The sequence below is a fragment of the Segatella copri genome (assembly GCF_024330485.1).
Classification (GTDB): domain Bacteria; phylum Bacteroidota; class Bacteroidia; order Bacteroidales; family Bacteroidaceae; genus Prevotella; species Prevotella copri_L.
The window spans coordinates 22,742-45,013 of the sequence record NZ_JANDWX010000003.1; the positions used below are offsets into that span (position 1 = coordinate 22,742).

The following is a 22,272-nucleotide window of genomic DNA, read 5'->3' on the forward strand; positions in this document are numbered from 1 at the left end:
ATTATAAAGTTATGAAAAAGTTATTAGCAGTGCTAGCATTGGCTAGCGTAACAATGGGCAGTATGGCTCAGGATGCAGCAACTACTGAGAAGTATAGCGTTGCAACAAATTCTTTCTGGAGCAATTGGTTTGTTCAGGCAAACGTTGCTGGTTCTGCATTCTGGGGCAACCAGGAAGAGGGTAATGGTTTCTCTAAGAGCCCACTCAAGGGTTTCAGAAACAATCTCGGCTTCTCTGTTGCAGTAGGTAAGTGGTTCACACCAGGTCTCGGTCTCCGTACCAAGCTCAATGGCGCTTGGGGCCGTACAGTAGTTTCTGAGAATAAGTCAACAAATGCAAATAAGTATTGGACTTTGAATGAGCAGGTTTTGTTCAATGTTAGCAATATGTTGTGTGGTTACAACGAGGCTCGTCTTTGGGATTGCATCCCTTACGCAGGTTTTGGTATTAACCGTAACATGAGCGCTAACTGCTATGCTCCTGTAGTTGGTGTTGGTATCTTGAACGAGTTCAAGATCAATAAGAAGTGGGCTGTCAACCTCGATGTAAACTATGCATTAGGTGCTAGCGACTATGATGGTTACACAGGTGTATTGGCAGGTGCTAAGCCTAGCACATCTCGCTCTATCGACAAGGTGATTGCAAGACACGACCGTTCTTTGAATGTTGAGGTCGGTGTTACATACAACTTGGGTAAGGCTACTTGGAACAAGGTTCCAGATGTTGACGCTATCAACGCTCTTCATCAGTCAGAACTCGACGCTATCAATGCTAAGTTGAACGATGCTAATGCAGAGAACGACCGTTTGAAGAATCTCTTGAACAACCAGAAGTCTGTAGAGGATAAGGCAGTTAAGGAGTATGTTGCTACTCCAGTTTCTGTATTCTTCAACATCGGCAAGTCTAAGGTTGCTTCTAAGAAGGATCTCGTAAACGTACAGGCTCTCGCTCAGTACGCTAAGGACAACAACGCTAAGTTGGTAGTTAACGGTTATGCTGACAGCGCTACTGGTTCTGCAGCTGTTAACCAGAAGATCTCTAAGGCTCGTGCTGAGAAGGTAGCTGATGAGCTCGTTAAGTTGGGTGTTGCTAAGGAGAACATCGTAGTTAAGGCTAACGGTGGTGTTAAGGATTTGACTCCTGCTTCTTACAACCGTCGTGCAACTGTTCAGGTTGGTGAGTAATTATACAGTATATATAATATAAGGTATAAAAATAGAATAGGGCATTCTTCCTCGTGAAGAATGCCTTTTTTGTTTCTTTGAATTTCTTAAAAAAGAACTTTTCTTTCTCAATAAGTACCTTTTGGGGTTGAATGAGGTTTTGCAGTCCCATCGTAAGTACTTTCTCTTGGTTGGCTGTTTTTGGCAATTGAAATGCAAAAACTGACCGTTTTTACCCTGAAAATTGAGGAGAAACACCAGAAAATGCACTTTTTTGAAGAAAAAACGAAAAAAGTTGCTGAAAAATTTGGTGGAACCAAAAAATAGTCGTACCTTTGCAACCGCTTACGAAAAGTAAGGGCGCTTAGCTCAGCTGGTTTAGAGCATCTGCCTTACAAGCAGAGGGTCGGCGGTTCGAATCCGTCAGCGCCCACGGGGGTGTTCCCTGTGATTCACTTAAGTGGTTGCAGGGACTTTTTTTTAGAGGGCGTTTAGCTCAGCTGGTTTAGAGCATCTGCCTTACAAGCAGAGGGTCGGCGGTTCGAATCCGTCAACGCCCACAATGGTGAAGGTCTTTCAACAATGTTGAGAGACCTTTTTTTATGCTTTTAAATTATTTTATCACTATTTTCTCTGTTTTCTCACGATAATTCATTAATTTTGCACCCTATATATAATACGTATTGTTATGAATTTAGATTTATTGACTGCCATATCACCAATTGATGGTCGTTATAGGGGAAAAACAGAGCAGCTCGCTAACTACTTCTCAGAGTATGCTCTCATTCGTTATCGTGTACGCGTAGAGATTGAATACTTCATTACTCTATGCGAGTTACCTTTGCCACAGCTTGCTTCTTTCGACAAGTCGCTGTTCGAACGTCTGCGTGACATTTATCGTAATTTTGACGAAAATGAAGCACAGCGCGTAAAAGACATCGAGAAGATTACCAATCACGATGTAAAGGCTGTAGAGTATTTTATCAAGGAAGAATTCGATAAGATCGGAGGCTTGGATGCTTACAAGGAGTTTATCCATTTTGGTTTGACATCTCAGGATATCAACAACACAAGTGTGCCTCTCTCTGTAAAAGAGGCTTTGGAAGAGTGCTTCTATCCGCAGGTTGAAGAGCTGATTGCACAGCTCCAGACTTATGCTGATGAGTGGAAGGATGTGCCTATGCTGGCTAAGACTCACGGACAGCCTGCTTCACCTACCCGCCTGGGCAAGGAAATCATGGTTTATGTTTACCGTCTTACCGAGCAGCTTAATTCGCTCAAGGCTTGCAAGATTACAGCTAAGTTCGGTGGTGCTACCGGTAACTACAATGCTCACCATGTAGCTTATCCACAGTATGACTGGAAAGCATTCGGTAACAAGTTTGTCAGTGAGAAACTCGGTTTGGAACGCGAGCAGTATACCACACAGATCAGTAACTATGACTACCTTGGCGCTATCTTTGACGCCATCCGTCGTATCAACACCATTATCATCGACTTAGACCGTGACTTCTGGATGTATATCTCTATGGATTACTTCAAGCAGAAGATCAAGGCAGGTGAGGTAGGCTCAAGTGCGATGCCTCACAAGGTAAATCCTATCGATTATGAGAACAGTGAAGGTAACCTGGGCATAGCCAATGCCATTCTTCAGTTCCTGGCACAGAAACTTCCGGTTAGCCGCTTGCAGCGCGACCTTACTGACAGTACCGTACTCCGTAACATCGGTGTGCCTCTCGGTCATAGCGTCATTGCTATCCAGAGTACATTGAAGGGCTTGCGTAAACTGATTCTTCACGAGGAGAAACTGCAGGAAGATTTGAATAATACATGGGCAGTTGTAGCTGAGGCTATCCAGACTATCCTTCGCCGTGAGGCATATCCACATCCTTACGAGGCATTGAAGGCGTTGACACGTACCAACCAGCACATGACTGAGGAAACTATTCATGAGTTTATCCAGGGATTGAATGTGAGTGATAGTGTTAAGGCAGAACTGATGGCAATCACACCAAGCAATTATACAGGTATCTAATATACACAAAGGAATTTTGTAGTTTTAGTACATATATAAACGTAAAAATTAGATTTATTAACCCAGCCGTGAGGCTATTAAGTATTTTAAGAAAATGGATTCAGAATTTGAAAACAAACCTCAAGATCAGTCTTCTGAGAATGAGAGAACCCGTGAGGGCTACAACCCAGCAGGTGGTTATCAGAAGAGTTATCGACCAGTAGGTCGCACACAGCGTCCTCGTATCAATTCACATCGCGCATACAGCAGCGACAGAAGTAGCAGTAACAGCGAAGGCGGTTTCCGTCCTGAAGGTTTCGGTGCTGGCTTGCAGAGTACAGGCAGCAGCGAGCGTCCACAGCGCAGCAGCTATCAGAGCCGTGGTGGTTATGGCAACAGCAACCGTGGTGGCTACCAGCCACGTCAGCAGGGAGGCTATCAGTCTCGTCCTCAGCAGGGTGGCTATCGTCCTCGTTACAACAATAATGATGAGCAGGGTGGTTATCAGCCTCGTCAGCAGGGTGGCTATCAGCCACGTCAGCAGGGCGGCTACCAGTCTCGTTCTCAGCAGGGTGGTTATGGCAACAACCGTGGTGGTTATGGTCGTCCACAGGGTGGCGGCTATGGCAACAACCGTGGTGGCGGCTATGGTCGTCCTCAGCAGGGTGGTTATGGCAACAACCGTGGCGGTTATGGCCGTCCACAGGGTGGTGGCTATGGCAACAACCGTGGTGGCGGTTTCCGTCAGCACACTCCTGGTTACGATCCAAATGCTAAGTATAGCATGAAGAAGCGTATCGAATATAAGGAGGAAAACATCGACCCAACAGAGCCATTGCGTTTGAACAAGTTCCTCGCCAATGCTGGTGTATGCTCTCGCCGTGAGGCTGATGAGTTCATCCAGGCTGGTCTGGTAACTGTCAATGGTGAGGTTGTTACCGAGTTGGGTACCAAGATTCTTCGTACCGATGAGGTGAAGTTCCACGACGCTCCTGTAACTTTGGAGAAGAAGGTATACGTATTGCTCAACAAGCCAAAGGATTATGTTACAACCAGCGATGATCCTCAGCAGCGCAAGACTGTGATGGATCTCGTAAAGGATGTTTGTCCTGAGCGTATCTATCCTGTAGGCCGTCTCGACCGTAATACAACAGGTGTACTTCTCTTGACCAACGATGGTGACCTGGCTTCTAAGCTTACTCACCCTAAGTTCCTGAAGAAGAAGGTTTATCACGTTCACCTCGATAAAAACCTGACAGCTCACGATATGGATCAGATCCGTGAGGGTATCACCCTGGAAGATGGTGAGATCAAGGCAGATGCTGTAGAGTATGCTGATGATCGCGACAAGGCACAGGTTGGCATCGAGATTCATAGTGGCAAGAACCGTATCGTGCGCCGTATCTTCGAGAGTCTCGGCTATCGTGTTACCAAGCTCGACCGTGTACAGTTCGCAGGTTTGACTAAGAAAAATCTCCGTCGCGGTGACTGGCGCTTCCTTACTGAGAAGGAGGTAGACATGCTCCGCATGGGTGCTTTTGAATAAGGATAATAAGATATAATAAGAAAGGAGACTATCTGTTTAGTCTCCTTTTTAACCTATTAATTAACAATGGAAAAAGTAAAAAGAACTAAAGTTGTAGACTTGCTCAAGAGTACAGCCTACGGCTCAATCGTGAATGTCAAGGGATGGGTTCGTACCCATCGTAGTAGCAAAGCAGTCGATTTTATCGCTCTTAACGATGGTTCTACTATTAATAATATTCAGATAGTAGTCGACCCATCAAAGGTCGATGAGAATCAGCTCCGTCAGATTACTACTGGTGCTTGTATCAGCGCCGTAGGTACGCTGGTAGAAAGCCAGGGTGCCGGACAGAGTGTTGAAATCCAGTGCGAGAGCATCGAGATTTACGGTCTCTGCGGCAGCGACTATCCTATGCAGAAGAAGGGACAGAGCTTCGAATACATGCGTCAGTATGCTCACCTCCGTCTCCGTACCAATACCTTTGGTGCCGTGATGCGTATCCGCCATAACATGGCAATGGCTATCCACACTTACTTCCATGAGCATGGATATTTCTATTTCAATACTCCGCTCATCACAGCCAGCGACTGCGAGGGTGCAGGTCAGATGTTCCAGGTAACTACCAAGAACCTCTACAACCTGAAGAAGACCGAGGATGGCAAGATTGACTATTCTGATGATTTCTTCGGCAAGCAGACTTCATTGACCGTTTCCGGTCAGTTGGAGGGTGAGCTCGGTGCTACAGCACTCGGCGCCATCTATACCTTCGGTCCAACCTTCCGTGCAGAGAACAGTAATACTCCTCGCCACCTGGCTGAGTTCTGGATGGTAGAGCCAGAGGTTGCTTTCCTGGATATGGACGGTTTGATGGAGTTGGAGGAAGACTTTATCAAGTATTGTATCCGTTGGGCACTTGAGCATTGCAAGGACGATCTTGCTTTCTTGAACAAGATGATAGACAAGGGTCTGATTGCCCGTCTGGAAGGCGTATTGAATTCCGACTTCGTTCATCTTCCATATACCGAGGGTATCCGCATCCTTCAGGAGGCTATTGCCAACGGTAAGAAGTTTGAGTTCCCATGCGAGTGGGGTGATGACCTGGCTTCAGAGCATGAGCGCTTCCTCGTAGAGGAGCACTTCAAGCGCCCGGTTATCATGACCAACTATCCTAAGGCTATCAAGGCATTCTATATGAAGATAGACGTGGAGGAGAGTGGTTTCGGTGGCAAGAGCGGTCAGACCGTTCAGGGTACCGACGTACTGTTCCCACAGATTGGTGAGATTATCGGTGGTTCTGTCCGTGAGGAGAGCTATGACAAGCTGATGGGTGAGATTGAGGCTCGCAACATCCCTATGAAGGATATGAACTGGTATCTCGATACCCGTAAGTATGGTTCATGCCCACACGCAGGTTTCGGCCTCGGTTTCGAGCGTCTGATTCTCTTCGTAACCGGTATGCAGAACATCCGTGACGTGATTCCATTCCCACGTACACCAAAGAACGCAGAATTCTAGAATAAAAAAATGAAGCCTGTTTCGATGTCCTTCGAAACAGGCTTCATTGCTTTTCGCAAGTACTTGCGATGGCCAACGCAGCTACTTGCATCAGTTTACTCTCGATTTTATTGCCACATTTGCCACGCGCATGCTAACTTACTGGCATACAATGGTTTAATGGTGGCAATAGACCCTATTTCTATTGTCACCTTATTGTCACCTATTGCCACACCCTAGGCACACTAAAAACGGTATAATTAACTGATATTCAGGTGCTTCTTGTCTGCTTTTTGTTTTTCTGTTCATTGGAACGCTTGGTGCATCGACTGAACAAAACAAGATTTTTTGCGTTCGATAAAGCCCTTTTTTCGTCTTTTTATCACCAAAAATGGAAGTGAGGCTTATTTTTGATTCAAGTAAGGCTCTTTCGAACTTCAAAAGAGCCTTACTTGATAATGGGCAGGATGCTCCTGAAACTGCGTCACGACGTAGCTGTCACTGCGTCGGGACGTAGTTGTTGTTACGTCGTGACGCAGTGACAGCTACGTCGTGACGTAATTTCTCCAGCATCGTTGGCGGAATAACTCTACCTCCCTCTCATATACTGATAGCTTCGATAAGCATATCGTTGTATCTGTCTATCACATCGTCATTGATACTTTTCCGATATTCACATCAATGCCAGTATATATGATAAGGTGTAATGGGCAGCCAGCCAGTTTAAGTAAGTAGATGAAATCATGTACGTCATTTAACAAGTTTATACGTTTCATTGAGCCGATAGATATGACTGCGTTGGGTTTAAGATACGACTGCGCTGGGCGGAAGATTCGACTGCGCTGGGTTAAAGATTCGACTTCGTTGGGTGGAAGAGTCAATTTCGTTGGCTGAATAATATGACTGCGTTGGCTGAACGAAGTAGCTCAGTTAGCTGAATGAAGCACTTGAGTTATCAGAATGAGGCGGCTTGGTATAATACGATTCGCTAGTCTGTTAGGCGATCCGCCGGAACGCCTAACGGAGGAAAGGACATATCCGGCTCTACGGATTTTTTTATTCTAAAAAATCTTTTTAACACTAAAAATTTGGCAATCTTAATTATTTGGTCTATTTTTGCACAAAAACAAGAAAAGTATGGCAATAGATAAAGTTAAATATTGGAAAGAACTTGCAGACTATGACATCGAAACCGCTGAGGTTATGTACAACGGTGGAAGATGGCTATATGTTGGCTTTATGTGCCATTTGGTTATAGAAAAAACAATAAAGTCGTATTGGAGTGCTATAAAACCAGACGAGGTTCCATACATCCATAACCTCTTGAAGTTGGCACAAAGCTGCGGGTTAGTATCAAAAATGACATCAGAACAGCTAAAGTTTCTTGCGGAATTAATGCCAATGAATATTGAGGCAAGATACCCATCCTACAAAGATGAGCTAGCGAAGAAATTGACTCCAGAATATTGCAGAACATTAATAAATAAAACAAAAGTTTTAAAACAATGGATAGAGAACATGCTTTAATGATAGTAAAATGCTACAAGGAAGCAATACTTCCATTGCTTGCTAATGCGAAAGTATATCTGTATGGTTCTTGTAGTAGAAATGAAGCAAGAAAAGATAGTGATATTGATGTAGCAGTAGTTATACCTAAGCTTAATGGCGACTGGCTGGACACTACATCTTCATTATGGCTTGCCACCCTTAATATAGATACATCTATAGAACCGGTGTTGATTGAAGAATGCAAACCATCACCCTTATATGATGATATAATGCGTAATGGAATAGCAGTATAAAATACAGAAATCCCCCATCCTTCTTTCTCAAGCCGGATGGGGGGTTGCTTATCTTTTAGTATCTTGCTTCATATCTCCAGTATTACTTGTAATTTTGTGCAAAGATACAACTATTTGGGAATAATACCAAAGAAAAACGGATTTTTTTCGGTAATCTGCAGAAAACAACATTCCTGGTAGATACTCATACATTCGTATCTAGATGGTCCCTATATATAATAAGGTGTAGGACCGCCAATCTCCCCTATATATAATAAGGTGTAGGTTTTATATCGGAAAAATGGAGGAAAACAGGGAAAATGGACGGGTTAGAAGCCCAATATGGGGGCTATTTTATAAAAAACATAAGAAAATTAGCCTTTTTTTGAAAAAAAATGCTCAAAAACTTGCAAGTTTCGAAAATTATACTTATATTTGCAACATGAAAAATCTCCTGGCTGGAGATATTCCATATACAACAAGAACTGAGTGGCGACAAAAAGCCACGACATATAAGAACAATAAGAACTTAGTGGTTATAAAAAGCCACACGATATATAAGAACGATAAAATAACTTTTCTAAGAGAACCTTTGAAAGAGAACGAAGAACTTTTCTAAGAGTGCAGACTCTTTTCATCAAACGGAACTCTTAATTCGATATAGAGAATTAATTAATAACTTCCTGCCGAAAGGCTAGGAAAATCGTATAACTTTATAAATTATTACCGTATGAAAAGAAAGTATTTTAGCGCGCTGCTTATGGGTGCATTGACAATTGCCTCGGTAAGCACATTTACTTCTTGTAAAGATTACGACGATGACATTAGTAATTTGCAACAGCAGATTGATTCTAATGCAAAAGCAATTGAGACCATTCAGAATTTGATTAAGGGTGGTGGTCTTGTTACCGGAGTAACAGAAACTAGTGATGGTATTACTGTAAAGCTCAGTGATGGAAAATCAGTCACTATTTCAAATGGTAAGGATGGCGCTCCTGGTACTGCATGGACTATCGGTGCCGATGGTTACTGGTATGAGAATGGTAAAAAGACAGACAACTTGGCTCGTGGTCCTCAGGGCGAGAAAGGCGAGAAGGGCGATCAAGGCGTCAAGGGTGACAAGGGCGATCAAGGCGTCAAGGGTGACAAGGGTGATCAAGGCGTCAAGGGTGACAAGGGTGATGCAGGCACAAGCGCATCCGCAGCATCTTATGAGTACTATGTTCCTGATGCTGAATCTGGTTACTTCGATATCTACAAGGATGGCAAGAAGGTAAGACGCAGTGATGTTAAGTTTGTTTCAGAAACTCCAAACTCTATCACCGCTACTTTGGATAAGCAAAACTTAATCCTCACAGGTGTTAAGGGTATTTCTGGTGAAAAGGTCGTTATTTCACTTACTGGTGATTTGACAGGCTTGGTATTCATGCCAAATCTCTACTTGGATGGTATTGAGACTTTGACTTATGACTACTTGCATGGTGATTACTTGACACATAAAACAGGACTTGGAGGTGAAAGCCGCTTGCTTACTGCTGGCCCTGGTTCTCCAGCTAAGACTGTCACAGGTCTCGATAACTATTTGCCTGATAGATTGGCTAATCGTCCAGTTCCTGCGGTTACAACAGAATTTAATTATGGTCCTGCTTGGGGTGTTAAGTATCACATGAATCCATCAAATGCTGATATGGCATACGAGGATATTGTGGGTTTCAATCTTCTTGAGCCAACAATCTTGAATTATCATACTCGTGCTACTGCTTCAGATCTTGGCGATATTACTTCTCCAGAGACGAACGATGCAGGTAAGGCTCTCTTCAATACTTCTAATGGTATTGTTACAGCAGGTTTGAAGATTCAGCATCCTGAAAAGTTGGAACCATTCCCAACTGTTAAAGATAAGAATGAGACAGCTAATACCGTTGCTTTGCAGGCTAAGACTGCTGCAAGTACAGTAGCTGAAGGCAAGGTTACTTCTGATTATGCTCTGATTCAACCACAGAAGGCTTACCTCGAGGCTTTGTACTGGAGATTGAAACCTCATTATGCTGGATTAGGTCTGCCTAATACCCGTATGGGTGACGAAAAGGGTATTCCTACTGCTAATACATTCGGTACAACTGCTGCTGATGCTACTGCTCAGGTTCACGTTTACGACTCACCTCAGGAGGCTTTGGCAGATCCAGCAGGTGCAGCTCTCGAACTTTACTATAACAGCGCAGAGGGTATTGATATTGCAAGCTACCTCGGACTCCATATGTTGGTAGAGGATGTTAAGCAGTTTACTCCTGGTACTCCTAATAAACTTGGTGTTAACCTGAAGGAGATGTCATTAGAAGAAGGTAAGGATTGGGGCTTGACTTATCAGTTCAACCTCGTTGAATACAAGGTAGACGGTAACGCTACAATTGATAGCCGTTATGCTAAGTGGGTTAACAAAGACGCTGGTATTCTCCGTGCATGGAATGTTGATGCAGAGGGTAATCCAACTTCTGAGTCTGCTACTTCTATCGACCGTGAGCCATTGGTTCAGGTACTCGTTAAGCGTGGTGATAAGGTGGTTTTGGATGGTTACATCTTGATTCACATTACACGCCAGAACCCAGAGGTTGCTCCTAATAAGGCAATTGATTTGTTGACAAAGGATGCTAAGTTCGATCTCTGCAATGATATTGATGATTTGAAGACTACATGGGCTCAGTTCTCTGCAACTGTATTGACAGAGGGTCTTGAGAATATGACAAAGAAGGACTTCGATGAGCAGTATACTATTGATTCTAAGGGCATATACGGTTCTGATGCTGCTGGTAATAATACTTTGGATCTGAAGATGTTCAAGGCTGCTCCTGAGAAGGGTGGTACATACGACGCTGCTGATGATCTTGGTAATATTGAGTACTTCGCTAATACAGAGGGTACAACTAACCATGTCTTCAAGTGGCACTTAACTGCTGCAGATCTTGAGAAGTTGACTCATGATCAGGTTAATCCTGTTACTGTAACTCGCTATGTACGTTACATTGGTAATGCAAAGGCTAAGTATCCTTACATCTATGTTAAGTTGACTTACAACTTGTCACGTATCAATAAGAACCAGACATTCGGTGAGTTGATTCCTGAGTATTGGAAGGGACTTAATGGTTCTGAAAATGGTAAGGAAGCTGTTATCTTCGATGTTAAGGAGCCTACAGATGGTAACGATATCTTAGGTATTAGCCGCAAGGTTACTTCTACTTTGAAGGGTAATGTTGCTAAGTTAGTAGGTCCTCACAAGTATTACTTCGTTCCTGAGCCTGTTGTAGTTGGTGGTTATACAATCACTCCACAGAGCAGTGCTGCTGATACCAAGTGGAACAAGTTGTTCTGCAAGTATATCACTGGCGACTCTCACGTATTCAGCAAGGCTAAGTTGCAGGAAACTCTTGAGGGTTGTGCTATTGACTACGCAGATGGTGCATTCATGAATGAAGATCTCTATGCAGTAAAGGGTACTTCTTATGTTAAAATTGCAACATTGGATCCTGCTACTAGTGAGATTACATTGATAAAGAATGAAACAACAAAGGCTGTCTTGAATGCGATTGGTTATGCACCAGCAAATGCTAATATCCAGAAGGAGCTCCGCTCTTGGGTAGGTGTTGTAACTGAGAATACTTGTGGTGTAGCTGAGTTTGTTAAGGATGGTATCTTCCTGACAGCTTGGGAGCGTCCAATCAACTTGATTGATGTTGCTACAGAGCCACGTATCGATGCTAACACCAATGGTAACGTTATCTACGCTCTTGATCTCTTCAAGTTGTACGACTGGCGTGGTTGGAATACTGAAGAAGAGTCTGAGGCAGGTTGTGTAGCTAACCAGAGTAATATGTGGGGTGACCACCTCTGGTTCTGGGGTTACTACAATGTGAAGTCTATCACAATCGATACTACACCTGCTAACGTTGAGACAACTCTTGGCGGCGGTCATTGGACTACAATGGATCAGATTAGTGGCCAGGTTGAACTCAGATGCGGTAATATAAGTGGTGTTGCTACAGATTCTAAGACTAAGGGTAAGGTAACTTACACCAACGATTTGACTTCTTACAACTCTGAAAGTCAGAATGCTGCTTTGGCAACCTTTATGGAGGCTAATAAGGCTAAGTTCGGTACTATCTGGTACTACAACAATGGTGGTAACGTAGAGACCTTCAAGGTAAGAGTTCCTATCACTATCGCTTACGAGTGGGGTGAGTTTACTACTAAGGTTGAGTTCACTATCAAGGGTACAATTGGTGATTAAGACATTTATTGAAAAGAAAATTAATAATTAAGCTCTAATTAGAGGGTGTGCCTAAAAGAGCGGCGCACCCTCTTTTTATTTAAAAATGTGACGGGTATGAAAAAAACTATATTATATTCTCTCTTGGCTATATTGGTCTTCTCATTATGCTCATGCGGTGAGAAAAAGAAAAGTCGCGAACAGCAGGTTGATGAATTCAGAAGCGAATTGACTGAAGAAGATACGGCTGCTATGTTGAAACTTTGTGATGATGCCATGGCGCAGCTCAAGGCAAAGGATTATAACGCAGTGCTTGCCAATTTGCATGAATATACCGATTCTACGCAAGAAGTGAAACCTCTCACAGAAGAAACAAGACAAAGATATCTTAACAAGTTTAAGATGTTCCCTGTATTGGATTATACACGCGTATATTACTCATTCCAGTTGCAAGGCTGCAATGATGTGAAATATGATGTTACCTTTGCAACGGCAAAACAGGCTGGAACCGCTGAACCGGCAAAGACAGCTTATATGTTCAATCCGGTGAAAGTAGACGGCACTTGGAAACTGTGTGTAAAGACGGCTACTGACGAAATAGATATGAACATGCGCTAATAAAACATTTAAACTTACCTATTATGAAGAAATCATTGTTTGTCATATTACTGGCTTGTGTGTCTGCACCCGGTTGGGCTCAGATACAGCGCACTGCTGTATTTGATTTCAGTCAGCCACTCAGCCTTACTCCTTCCATAACTCCACCTGAAGGTAATAGTAATGAAGTTCCCGTTACTGATAATGTTTTCTCTAATGGCGACATTACTATTGATTTTGAGTGGGGTAATCAGGGATTGGGTACAGCCATCGTTAACTTTACTAACATCTATATTCATGATATCTCCTATTATCTCAAAGTCAGTCAGCAGGCTTTGATGAAAGTGCATGCACCTGTTATCGGACGTCTTGACAGAGTATCTTTCTCCGAAGGTAGTACTGTAGGTGATCTTCGAGTGACAGACGATGAATTAGGAAGTCAGGAAGATGGGTACAAGACATGGATTAATGATAAAAAGCAGGATATCCATGACTTAATATACAAAAACAGTTTTTCGAATGCTCAATTAAAAAAGATTACGGTACTCTATACCATGCCGTCTACCATTCTGACAGCTACGGGTGATTTGGAGAATGGCAGTGTTTTAGAGTACTTTGAAAACATGCATCTTACATTCGACCGCAACATGCTGGTTAAAGATGCATCCAAAATCACACTCTCTGATGGAACGAGCAGCCAAATGCTTTCTGCTACTGTAAAAGACAATGTGGTAACCTTATCTGCTGCTAGCCAGATAGCAAAGAATGGTACATATATACTTACGGTTCCTGCAAAGAGTTTTGTTGATAAGGAAGGCTTTGAGAACAAGGAAATGAAATTCTCTTTTGTCATCAAGGCTCCTTTTAGTCCTGTTTCGATTACTCCTGCAGCGGGAACCATTGAAACTTTACCTCTTACTATTGCCGTAGACTTCGGAGAGAAGGTTGGATATGTAGATGAGGCTGCCAGCGTGAAATTACTGAAAGATGGTAACGACTATCTGACAGCAAAGGCTGTCAAGGCATCTGATACGAAAGTTAATTTTGAAATACAGGGCGCTGCAGGTGCTATCTCAAAGATGGGTACTTATAAACTTATTGTGCCTGCTAATGTAGTTTGCAACGACAAGAAGGGCGATGCCGAATGGGAACGCTACAATAAGGCTTTTGATGTAGAATATGTTGTTGTCGGTTCTGCCGCATATTTGAAAGCTCTGAAATTGTTGCAGAATAATTCGGTGGGCTATCCTAAGGTTACCAGTGCCGCTTATGTCGCTTTGAACGAAGTTGTCGGGAATGAGGCATCAACAGATGCAGAATTCAAGGCTGCTATTGATGCTTATTATAATGAAACTGATGTTCTTCTTCCAGAGAACAAGAAGTGGTATAAGATAGCCAGTGTAAATAAGAAGAATGAACGAAAGTATCTTGCCGTAAGTGACAATCAGGTTCTGTTAGTAGACAATATTGATGAAGCTTCTGCGTTTGAGGCGTTAGACCATAGTGGAGTCTTCACCTTGGGTGATGCTGATGACAATATGCTGAATGTCAATGGAGTGACAGCTGATGCAGGTGCAGAAGTAAGCAAACTTACAATTGCCAAACTGGATGGCTCTGCTGTACAACTCGAATCGGGTGATGTCTTTGATGCAGACAAAGCATTGGGTACTTTCTCATTCAAGGGATCTTATCCATCTGTAACGGGAAGCTCTAGCGTTGCTTATGCTTTGTGCAATCATGCAGACAAGAAATATCAGACAGAAGCAGCTGTTGCTGCTCCATATTGGCAAAGCAGTCTGACCAGTGCCTTCGCATTCGTTGAGGTTGAAAAACCGGCTGCTGCTATCAAGACCGTAGAGACAGCTTACAAGTTGACACCTGCAATAGTAGGAAGCAATGCCGATCTCCTGACTCTTTCTTTCGATGAGTTGACTCATGTTACAGTAATGAGTGATGCTGATACCTATATTGCTAATGAGAAGGGTGAGCGTGTGAAAGACGTTACCTTTACTCCGGTAACAGGAAAAGACAATCAGTTTACTGTTGCGTTGACTGACCTGGCAAAGGCTAGCTATCAGCTGGTAATCCCAGAAGGAACCTTCCATTATGAAAAGAATAATAAGGAAGTAAAGACTCAAGCTATCAAGGAAAGTTTTACGATAGGAAAGGGCGGCTCTCCTGAAGATCCAAATCTTAAATCAGATTATTCAATATACCAGATGTTGCCTGATATATCAGGTTTTGTCAAGGATGTTGCATTGAATGGATTTATGATTAAAAACATTGGATACTATGTTGGCTTGGTTGCTAATCCTGATAGAGAAGTGAGACTTGCAGTTTACGACAACAACAAGACGATTCGTACAGGACACTTTGAAAGCTATGTAGATCCAGAAGATCCGACAACGCCGACATTGCTGTTAGTCTTTGATACACCGCTAAGAGAAGGTGAATTGAAAGCCGATCTTTACGCTATAGTAATTTTGCAGGGAACCTTCGGAGATACAAACTTTGGAAAGTTCCTTGAGGACAAGACCACAACCCAAGCCAGTGATTGTCATACTAACCCAAGAATGACGATTACAATCGAAGTAGACAATGATAAGGCTACTGGTATCGAACATGTTGTGAATTCTACTGAGAAGAACAATGTAATCTATGATGTCCAGGGACGTAAGGTAAAGCAGATGAACCGTTCTGGTATCTACATTGTGAATGGAAAGAAATTCGTAAAGAAATAAAATTTAATGTAGAAAGTTATGAAATCAATTAAACTGTTCATGGCAACGGCCATGTTAGCCATCGGCTCTACAGCCGCTATGGCGCAAGCATCCTACACAGACAAGGATGGAAACGAATATCAGTTTAAGCGTCACTGGTTCCTGGATATTCAGGCTGGTGGGCAATATACTTTAGGTGAGGCAAGCTTCTCAGACCTGCTTTCTCCTAACTTCCAGGGTGCCATCGGCTACCAGTTCTCTCCTGTTTTCGGACTCCGTGGTCAGATAAACGGTATCTGGAGCAAGGGCGGATGGAACGGATACAAGGCTACCAAGGACGGTACTCCGTATACCGCCAGCTACAAATGGAAATATGTAGCTCCGGGTGTGGACTTTATGTTCAACCTCTCTAACCTCTTCTGTGGCTGGAACCCGAACCGCGTGTTCAACGCTACTGCCTTCGTTGGTGGTGGTATCAACTGGGCAGGAGCTAACCAGGAGGTAAACGACCTGGCTGCTAACATCAAGAATCAGAGCAACTATCTGCTGGAATATCTCTGGCAGGGAAAGAAGGTTCGCCCATACGGCAGAGCCGGTATCGACCTGGAATTCAAGGTAAGCAAGGCTGTGAGCATCATGCTCGAGGGCAATGCCAACATGATTTCAGACAAGTACAACTCTAAGAAGGCAGATAACCCTGACTGGTACTTCAATGCACTGGCAGGTGTACGCATCAACCTGGGCAAGAGCTATACCAAGAAGGCTAAGCCGGTAGAGGAACCTGCTCCGGCACCAGCTCCTAAGCAGGAATATGTAGCTCCTAAGCCAGAGCCTAAGCCAGCTCCTGTAGAGAAGAAGGTAGAGGAGATTCGCCGTGACATCTTCTTCACCATCAATTCTTACAAGATTGCTCCTTCTGAGGATGCTAAGATCCGTGAGGTGGTTGACTTTCTGAACAAGAACACAGAGGCAAAGGTTGTAGTAACCGGCTATGCTGACAAGGGTACAGGCAATGACGTCATCAACGACCGCATCGCTGCCAAGCGAGCAGCAGCTGTGGTTTGGATGCTGACAAAGAAATATAATATACCTTCTGAGCGCATTACAGAAAAATCTAAGGGTGCACGTGTGCAGCCTTTTGCAGAAAACGCAAAGAACCGTGTAACGATCATGATCGCTAAGTAGTACGGTAAGTTTATAATGCGACAATCAATTATTTTAATTGGTGGCGGGGCATCCTCAGGATGCCCCGTTTTTCGTTCAGCTATCCCTTCCTTCTCCCGCTCATTTTGTTATTTTTTCACCATTTCTTGCAGTTTCTCAATATTTTGTTGTACCTTTGCACAAAAATAATAATAAATTGCAAGAAAATGGGAAAGATTATATTGACGGGCGACCGTCCTACAGGTAAACTTCACCTGGGTCATTACATCGGCTCTCTGCAGCGCCGAGTACAACTTCAGAACGCTGGCGACTTCGACAGAATGTTCGTTTTCATGGCAGATGTTCAGGCTTTGACTGATAATGCCGACAATCCTGAGAAGATTCGCCAGAACATTACAGAGGTGGCTCTTGACTATCTCTCTGCGGGCCTCGACCCACAGAAGTGTACACTCTATATCCAGAGTATGATTCCAGAGTTGGCAGAGTTGACTACCTATCTGATGAACCTCATCAGCGTATCTCGTGTTCAGCGTAACCCAACCGTGAAGACTGAGATCAAGATGCGTAACTTCGAGGCAAACATTCCGCTCGGTTTCTTCTGCTATCCTGTGAGTCAGGCTGCCGACATCACCGCTTTCAAGGCTACAACCGTGCCTGCCGGTGAGGACCAGGAGCCTATGCTGGAGGTAACCCGCGAGTTGGTTCGCCGTTTCAACCAGACTTATGCACCTGTATTGGTAGAGCCGGAGATTCTGCTTCCAGAAATTGCCTGCTGCCGTCGTCTTCCAGGAACTGACGGTAAGGAGAAGATGAGTAAGAGTCTCGGCAACTGCATCTACATGAGCGACGATGAGAAGACCGTTTGGAAGAAGGTGAAGAAGATGTCTAACGGTGAGCCACGTATGAGCATGGAAGAGCCAGGACATCTGGAGGGCAATGCCGTGTTCACCTATCTCGAGGCATTCTCTACTCCTGAGGACTTCGCTGAATTCTGGCCAGAGTTCAAGACTTTGGATGAGTTGAAGGAGCAGTATGTGAAGGGTGGTATCGGTGACGGTACCTGCAAGAAGTTCCTGAACAGCGTCATCAACAAGATGCTCGACCCAATCCGTGCCCGCCGTCATGAGTTTGAGCAAGATATTCCTGAGGTATTCAATATCCTGAAGAAGGGTAGCGAGGATGCCCGCGAGTTTGCAGCCCAGACCATGGATGAGGTTCGCAAGGCTATGCGTATCGACTATTTCAGCGATGCTGCCTATATTGAGGAGCAGGCTGCGAAATTTAAGGTTTGATGATGATGTAAAAGATAGAAATATAAAGTGAAAAGGCAAAAGTTATCGTCAGCTGGTAACTTTTGTCTTTTTTATATTATTATGATATGTTTTTAACGCAAAAAACAAAATAATTTCTTTTCTTATCCTTTGTTCTCGTTTTTTTTTCTTATTTTTGCAAACAGAATAAACAAAAGAAGCAGAGTATAATGAAAATGAGAAAAATGCTCCAATACAGACTTGCTGATTTAGATAGTATGCTGGTATTGCTCTTCGCTTTTTTGCAACCCATCTCGGCTCAAAAAGCTGATGACAATGTGCATATATTGCAATGCAATGATAGATACGTCTTCAAAACTGATGACGCAGGTAAGACTATTGTTGTTAACACTACGGATTATGAGTATGGTGTAACCCAATATTCCGCTCTAGTTCAACCATGTGCTTATTACGGAGAGTTTATTCGTTTGGACAAGGCACAGTGTAAGGGGTATGCACAATACAAGTCAGCCATTCCTCGTAATGTCTTTTACGATGATACCAAGATTTGCTACTTTAGCTATCAGATTCCAAAGGTTGGCAAGACTCTGAAGGCTTCTTTTACTCGAACCTATCTCAATCCTATTTATTTCACAACTATTCCTTTGTGTGAAGCTAATTATGTAGAGCATAAGAAAATAGAGGTAATCAAACCAAAAGCCTTCCAGCAGTTTCGGATAAAAGAATATAATCTTCCTGCTGGTATAGAGAAAAGTACTACATGTAATGCTGAGGGAGATTCCGTTTTTACTTATGTGATTCATTCCTTACCTGCACAGCTGATAGAACCTAATTCTCCATCTTGGGGATATAGTGCTCCTCATCTCTTGGTGTTGGGAGCATTCCAAAGTCTGCAAGATATGTTTGTCTGGTCTCATCAGTTGGCTAATGTGGATTGCTCTATTCCTAATCAGGAAGAAATACTAAGAGAGATACAGAAAGGGGCAAAAAACGATTATGACAAGATAGCCAATACTTATGCCTGGGTACAGCAGAATATCAGATATTTGGCTTTTGAGGCAGGCATTTCTGCCCATCAACCAGCAACACCTGCTGAAACTATTCGTAAGCGTTATGGTGATTGCAAGGCTATGGCTCTTTTGCTCAAAACCTTGCTCAAGGCTCAAGGCTTTGATGCTCGTCAAACGGATATAGGGACATGGGATGTACCTTATTCTTTGCAGGAAAATCCTTCTATTGCATCTATTGATCATGCGATATGTACGGTTTTCTATCAGGGAAAGCCATATTATCTGGATGCTACGAATCCATATGTTCCTCTAGGCTATGTGCCAGACAATATACAAGGAAAAATGGCTTTGGTAGAAGACGCAGATAGCTTTCGTATGAATAAGTTACCTGAACTGGCTGCTGATTCTTGCTTTTCTTCTATAACATATCAGACAACCTTAGAATCTGGGGATGATGGAAACTACGATATAAAGGGAAAATTGTACTCTAAATGGAAGGGCGATATGAAGTCTTGGATACTAGTGGGGAATGACGCTACGGCACAAGATGAAAAAGAGAAGGCCTTGGTGGCAGCGATGGGGGTTGATGAACGATTGGATAAGATTGGGGATATAGTGATGACGGGAAATCGTCCTCGGGATGAGTCTTTGAATATCACTGCTTTTTTTATGAAAAAGGGAGCTGGGCAACTGGTTGACGGTACTGTTTATTTAGATACCAATCTCGATGAGAGCCTTTTTCTGACTCCAGTGGATACAACCAAACGGGTTTCCGATTACATGATAGACTTGCGGTCCAAGGAAGTACGTGATGTAAAGATTTTGATTCCAGAGAAAATGGAGGTCAGTAGTCTCCCCGCACCTTATCAGATTCATACTGCATGGGTTGATTTTTGTCGCACTTATTCTCAAACAGGCAATCAGATTGTTATGCATAAGGAGTGTGTAATACACCACAGACGTGTTCCGCGAAGCGAAATCCCTGCTTGGAATAAGATTATAAGTGATTGGGGAGCAGCTTGTAATGAGCAAGTAGTATTAAAGGAAAAATGAGTTAAATGTATTATTCATAGTCAAAAAGTTGAATTATGGGAAAGATTAAAGTAATCCGAGTTGTCTTCAGTATTCTGTTGGTACAGCTCTTGACGTTGTCAGTGAATGCTGACGAGAAAGCTGATTATTTGAAGTTGGCGCAAAAGGTGCGGCAAGAAGTTTGGAGCAGTACGCCTGCTGACTTTCAAAAACGAACGGTTCCCGACAGATACAAGAATGCTTCGGCCGTCATACTATCTTATTATCGGGAGTTGAGCACGGATTATTATCGTAAGGCAACGGCTGATCTGGTGCTCAATCTTCGCCTTACTCGTCAGATAGACTGTACGGATATGGAGCGTATGTTAATTCAAATCAATGACAAAAAGGCGTTGAAGGATTATTCTGAGTTTACTTTCAAGACGAAAAGTAGAAAGTGGACCTGGGGATATCATCATAAAACGCAAACGGTGCTTGGCATTCGTGTTATAAAGAAGAATGGTAACGTACAGGAAGTAAGTTTAGATGACTATGTAGATGTCAAGGAAGGCAAAAATGACAAGGACTTGAGTCAGAAGATAGCTGTGCCTGGTTTGGAAGTGGGAGATTGTATTGATGTCTTTTCTCTAGACCAAATAGATACACAGGAACAACAGCTGGATCCTTTCTATTTTGTTCTTCGTCAAGACGAACCTGTCCTTTATACCAAGGTTCACTGTGTGCTAGACCAAAGTCTTGCCACCGTCTATCGGACGATGAATGGTGCCCCTGATTTTACTCAGACCACAGACAAGGACAAAAATGCAGTGCTTGATATGGTTATGGATAAGCCGGTAGATGCAGAATCATCCATTTGGTATAATTCTTTGGAGCAGTCACCTTTTATAGAGATGTATATTACCCCGACCAAGGCTAAAGTGGCAGTAGTAGAGAAAGCTATGCGCCAAAAAGGTGTTCGAGGCAATCCTGATGTAACACCAATCCTGCAAGACGATTGGAAATTGCTGAAATCTTATGTGTCTAAGGGGGGATATTCTCCTGCTGGTCTTCCTAGTACGTATAAGAGCGTCTTCAAGTCTGCCAAAAAAGAGGGGATGTCTGCCGAGGAGAAAGCTGACCGTATTTATTCTTTTGAGTATGTTAGTGGGGGAGCTTCTCAGAGGGTTTTTAATACAGTGGCTAATTATTTGCGTAAATTGGGCGTGGAAATAGAAATGGGCATTACCACTCCGTTTGGTGCATTGCCTGTTGATAAACTGATTAATTATAATTCTACATCTTGGTTCTTCCGCCTTAAGGGAACTGATGTGTACTACTTCCCTGGGACTTATCCTAAGGTTGCTTCCGAGATACCTTATATATATCAAGGAAGAAAGGCATATATGCAAGATTCCGAGGAACAAATAACGATACCTGTGAGTCAAGCTGAAGACAATAAGTCGGTGAATGATATGGTGGTTAAACTTGATGGTACTAAACTTGATATCAGTAGGAAGGTAACTTATTCGGGTGAACAGAAAATGTACGGTCAGTCTTTGGTGAGTCCTGATAACACGCTTTTTGGTTCAAGCCAACTTGAAGCTTATTGGCGATATTTGAAATACGACGACAAAGATCCGTACTCTTGTTATACTAAGAAGGAATCTGCTGAATTAAAAGGAGCTTTCAATGAATATCGGAAAAATGCCATAGATCCGTTTAAGGCTGAAATCAGTAGTTATCACGATGGTGATCCTGTGCAAGTCGGTGGCTATGGAGTAGATTGCGTGGGAATCCGTCGAGATAGTTCTAACTTTGTTTATCATGTAGATTATGTGATGGATGGAATGGTGAAACGCGCTGGAAATAACTATTTGTTGTCGGTAGGTAAGTTAATAGGAAGTTCGTTGAAACTGGAAGGCAAGGATCGAGAGCGTATCGATGATGTTTGGCGCAAGATGGCGTTTGTTGATGAATGGAATATAGAGATTCCGTTGCCGCAAGGATATAAGGTCTCTGCTGAAGCATTAAAGAAGATTGAGACTTCGGTGGCTAATGAGTGTGGAGAATTCACGGTTAAGGCTACCGCTGGAAATGAAAGTGTAAAAGTGTATGTGCGCAAATGTTTTGCTCATAGAGTGGAACCTGTCTCAAACTGGAGCAAACTGTTGGCTTTGGTTGATGCTTGTAGCGCTTTCACTGATAAGCAGATGGTAATAGCGAAATGAATGTAAGTTTATTGAGTATATTTTTAAATTCTA

The 22,272-nt window shown here is 43.1% G+C and carries 14 protein-coding genes and 2 tRNA genes; all 16 read left to right on the top strand.

Translation table 11 applies throughout. The features are described from left to right. Positions 1-11: 11 nt before the first annotated feature. The 16 genes from NNC77_RS03340 to NNC77_RS03415 all read left to right on the top strand — a co-directional run bounded on the left by NNC77_RS03340 (position 12) and on the right by NNC77_RS03415 (position 22,239). On the top strand, positions 12-1,184 hold the full coding sequence (locus NNC77_RS03340; RefSeq protein ID WP_234564761.1) for an OmpA family protein: 1,173 nt from the start codon (positions 12-14) through the stop codon (positions 1,182-1,184). A gap of 337 nt (positions 1,185-1,521) precedes the next feature. After that, positions 1,522-1,596, top strand: a tRNA-Val gene (locus NNC77_RS03345). Positions 1,597-1,648: 52 nt separating this feature from the next. Continuing rightward, positions 1,649-1,723, top strand: a tRNA-Val gene (locus NNC77_RS03350). Positions 1,724-1,851: 128 nt separating this feature from the next. Next, positions 1,852-3,198, top strand: a complete 1,347-nt coding sequence (purB, locus tag NNC77_RS03355; protein WP_022121328.1) for an adenylosuccinate lyase — start codon at positions 1,852-1,854, stop codon at positions 3,196-3,198. A 94-nt stretch (positions 3,199-3,292) separates the two neighbouring features. Continuing rightward, the gene (locus NNC77_RS03360; RefSeq protein WP_022121329.1) at positions 3,293-4,723 is read left to right on the top strand and encodes a pseudouridine synthase; all 1,431 of its coding nucleotides are present in this window, start codon (positions 3,293-3,295) and stop codon (positions 4,721-4,723) included. Between the two features lie 66 nt (positions 4,724-4,789). Further along, on the top strand, positions 4,790-6,217 hold the full coding sequence (gene asnS, locus NNC77_RS03365) for an asparagine--tRNA ligase (RefSeq protein ID WP_234564762.1): 1,428 nt from the start codon (positions 4,790-4,792) through the stop codon (positions 6,215-6,217). A 1,116-nt stretch (positions 6,218-7,333) separates the two neighbouring features. After that, on the top strand, positions 7,334-7,723 hold the full coding sequence (locus NNC77_RS03370; protein WP_118066454.1) for a HEPN domain-containing protein: 390 nt from the start codon (positions 7,334-7,336) through the stop codon (positions 7,721-7,723). Next, positions 7,702-7,998 carry a nucleotidyltransferase domain-containing protein gene (locus NNC77_RS03375; RefSeq protein ID WP_118066456.1) on the top strand — a complete coding sequence of 99 codons (297 nt, stop codon included), beginning with the start codon at positions 7,702-7,704 and terminating at the stop codon, positions 7,996-7,998. Before NNC77_RS03370 ends, NNC77_RS03375 begins: the two co-directional genes overlap by 22 nt. A 280-nt stretch (positions 7,999-8,278) precedes the next feature. Continuing rightward, positions 8,279-8,596, top strand: a complete 318-nt coding sequence (locus NNC77_RS03380; protein WP_254969948.1) for a hypothetical protein — start codon at positions 8,279-8,281, stop codon at positions 8,594-8,596. Between the two features lie 111 nt (positions 8,597-8,707). Next, positions 8,708-12,259 carry a PL29 family lyase N-terminal domain-containing protein gene (locus NNC77_RS03385; RefSeq protein WP_254969947.1) on the top strand — a complete coding sequence of 1,184 codons (3,552 nt, stop codon included), beginning with the start codon at positions 8,708-8,710 and terminating at the stop codon, positions 12,257-12,259. Between the two features lie 96 nt (positions 12,260-12,355). After that, the gene (locus NNC77_RS03390) at positions 12,356-12,856 is read left to right on the top strand and encodes a hypothetical protein (RefSeq protein WP_117695021.1); all 501 of its coding nucleotides are present in this window, start codon (positions 12,356-12,358) and stop codon (positions 12,854-12,856) included. 23 nt (positions 12,857-12,879) lie between these two features. Next, complete coding sequence (locus tag NNC77_RS03395; RefSeq protein ID WP_254969946.1) at positions 12,880-15,576, top strand: hypothetical protein; 2,697 nt, start codon at positions 12,880-12,882, stop codon at positions 15,574-15,576. Positions 15,577-15,594: 18 nt separating this feature from the next. Next, positions 15,595-16,740 (top strand): OmpA family protein, encoded by a 1,146-nt coding sequence (locus NNC77_RS03400; protein ID WP_254969944.1) that lies wholly within the window; start codon positions 15,595-15,597, stop codon positions 16,738-16,740. A 185-nt stretch (positions 16,741-16,925) separates the two neighbouring features. Then, entirely contained in the window at positions 16,926-18,011 is a 1,086-nt protein-coding gene (trpS, locus tag NNC77_RS03405) for a tryptophan--tRNA ligase (RefSeq protein ID WP_117695026.1), read from the top strand. Between the two features lie 194 nt (positions 18,012-18,205). Beyond that, the gene (locus NNC77_RS03410; RefSeq protein ID WP_234564766.1) at positions 18,206-20,053 is read left to right on the top strand and encodes a transglutaminase domain-containing protein; all 1,848 of its coding nucleotides are present in this window, start codon (positions 18,206-18,208) and stop codon (positions 20,051-20,053) included. A 35-nt stretch (positions 20,054-20,088) separates the two neighbouring features. Further along, positions 20,089-22,239 carry a DUF3857 domain-containing protein gene (locus NNC77_RS03415; protein WP_254969943.1) on the top strand — a complete coding sequence of 717 codons (2,151 nt, stop codon included), beginning with the start codon at positions 20,089-20,091 and terminating at the stop codon, positions 22,237-22,239. Positions 22,240-22,272: the final 33 nt, after the last annotated feature.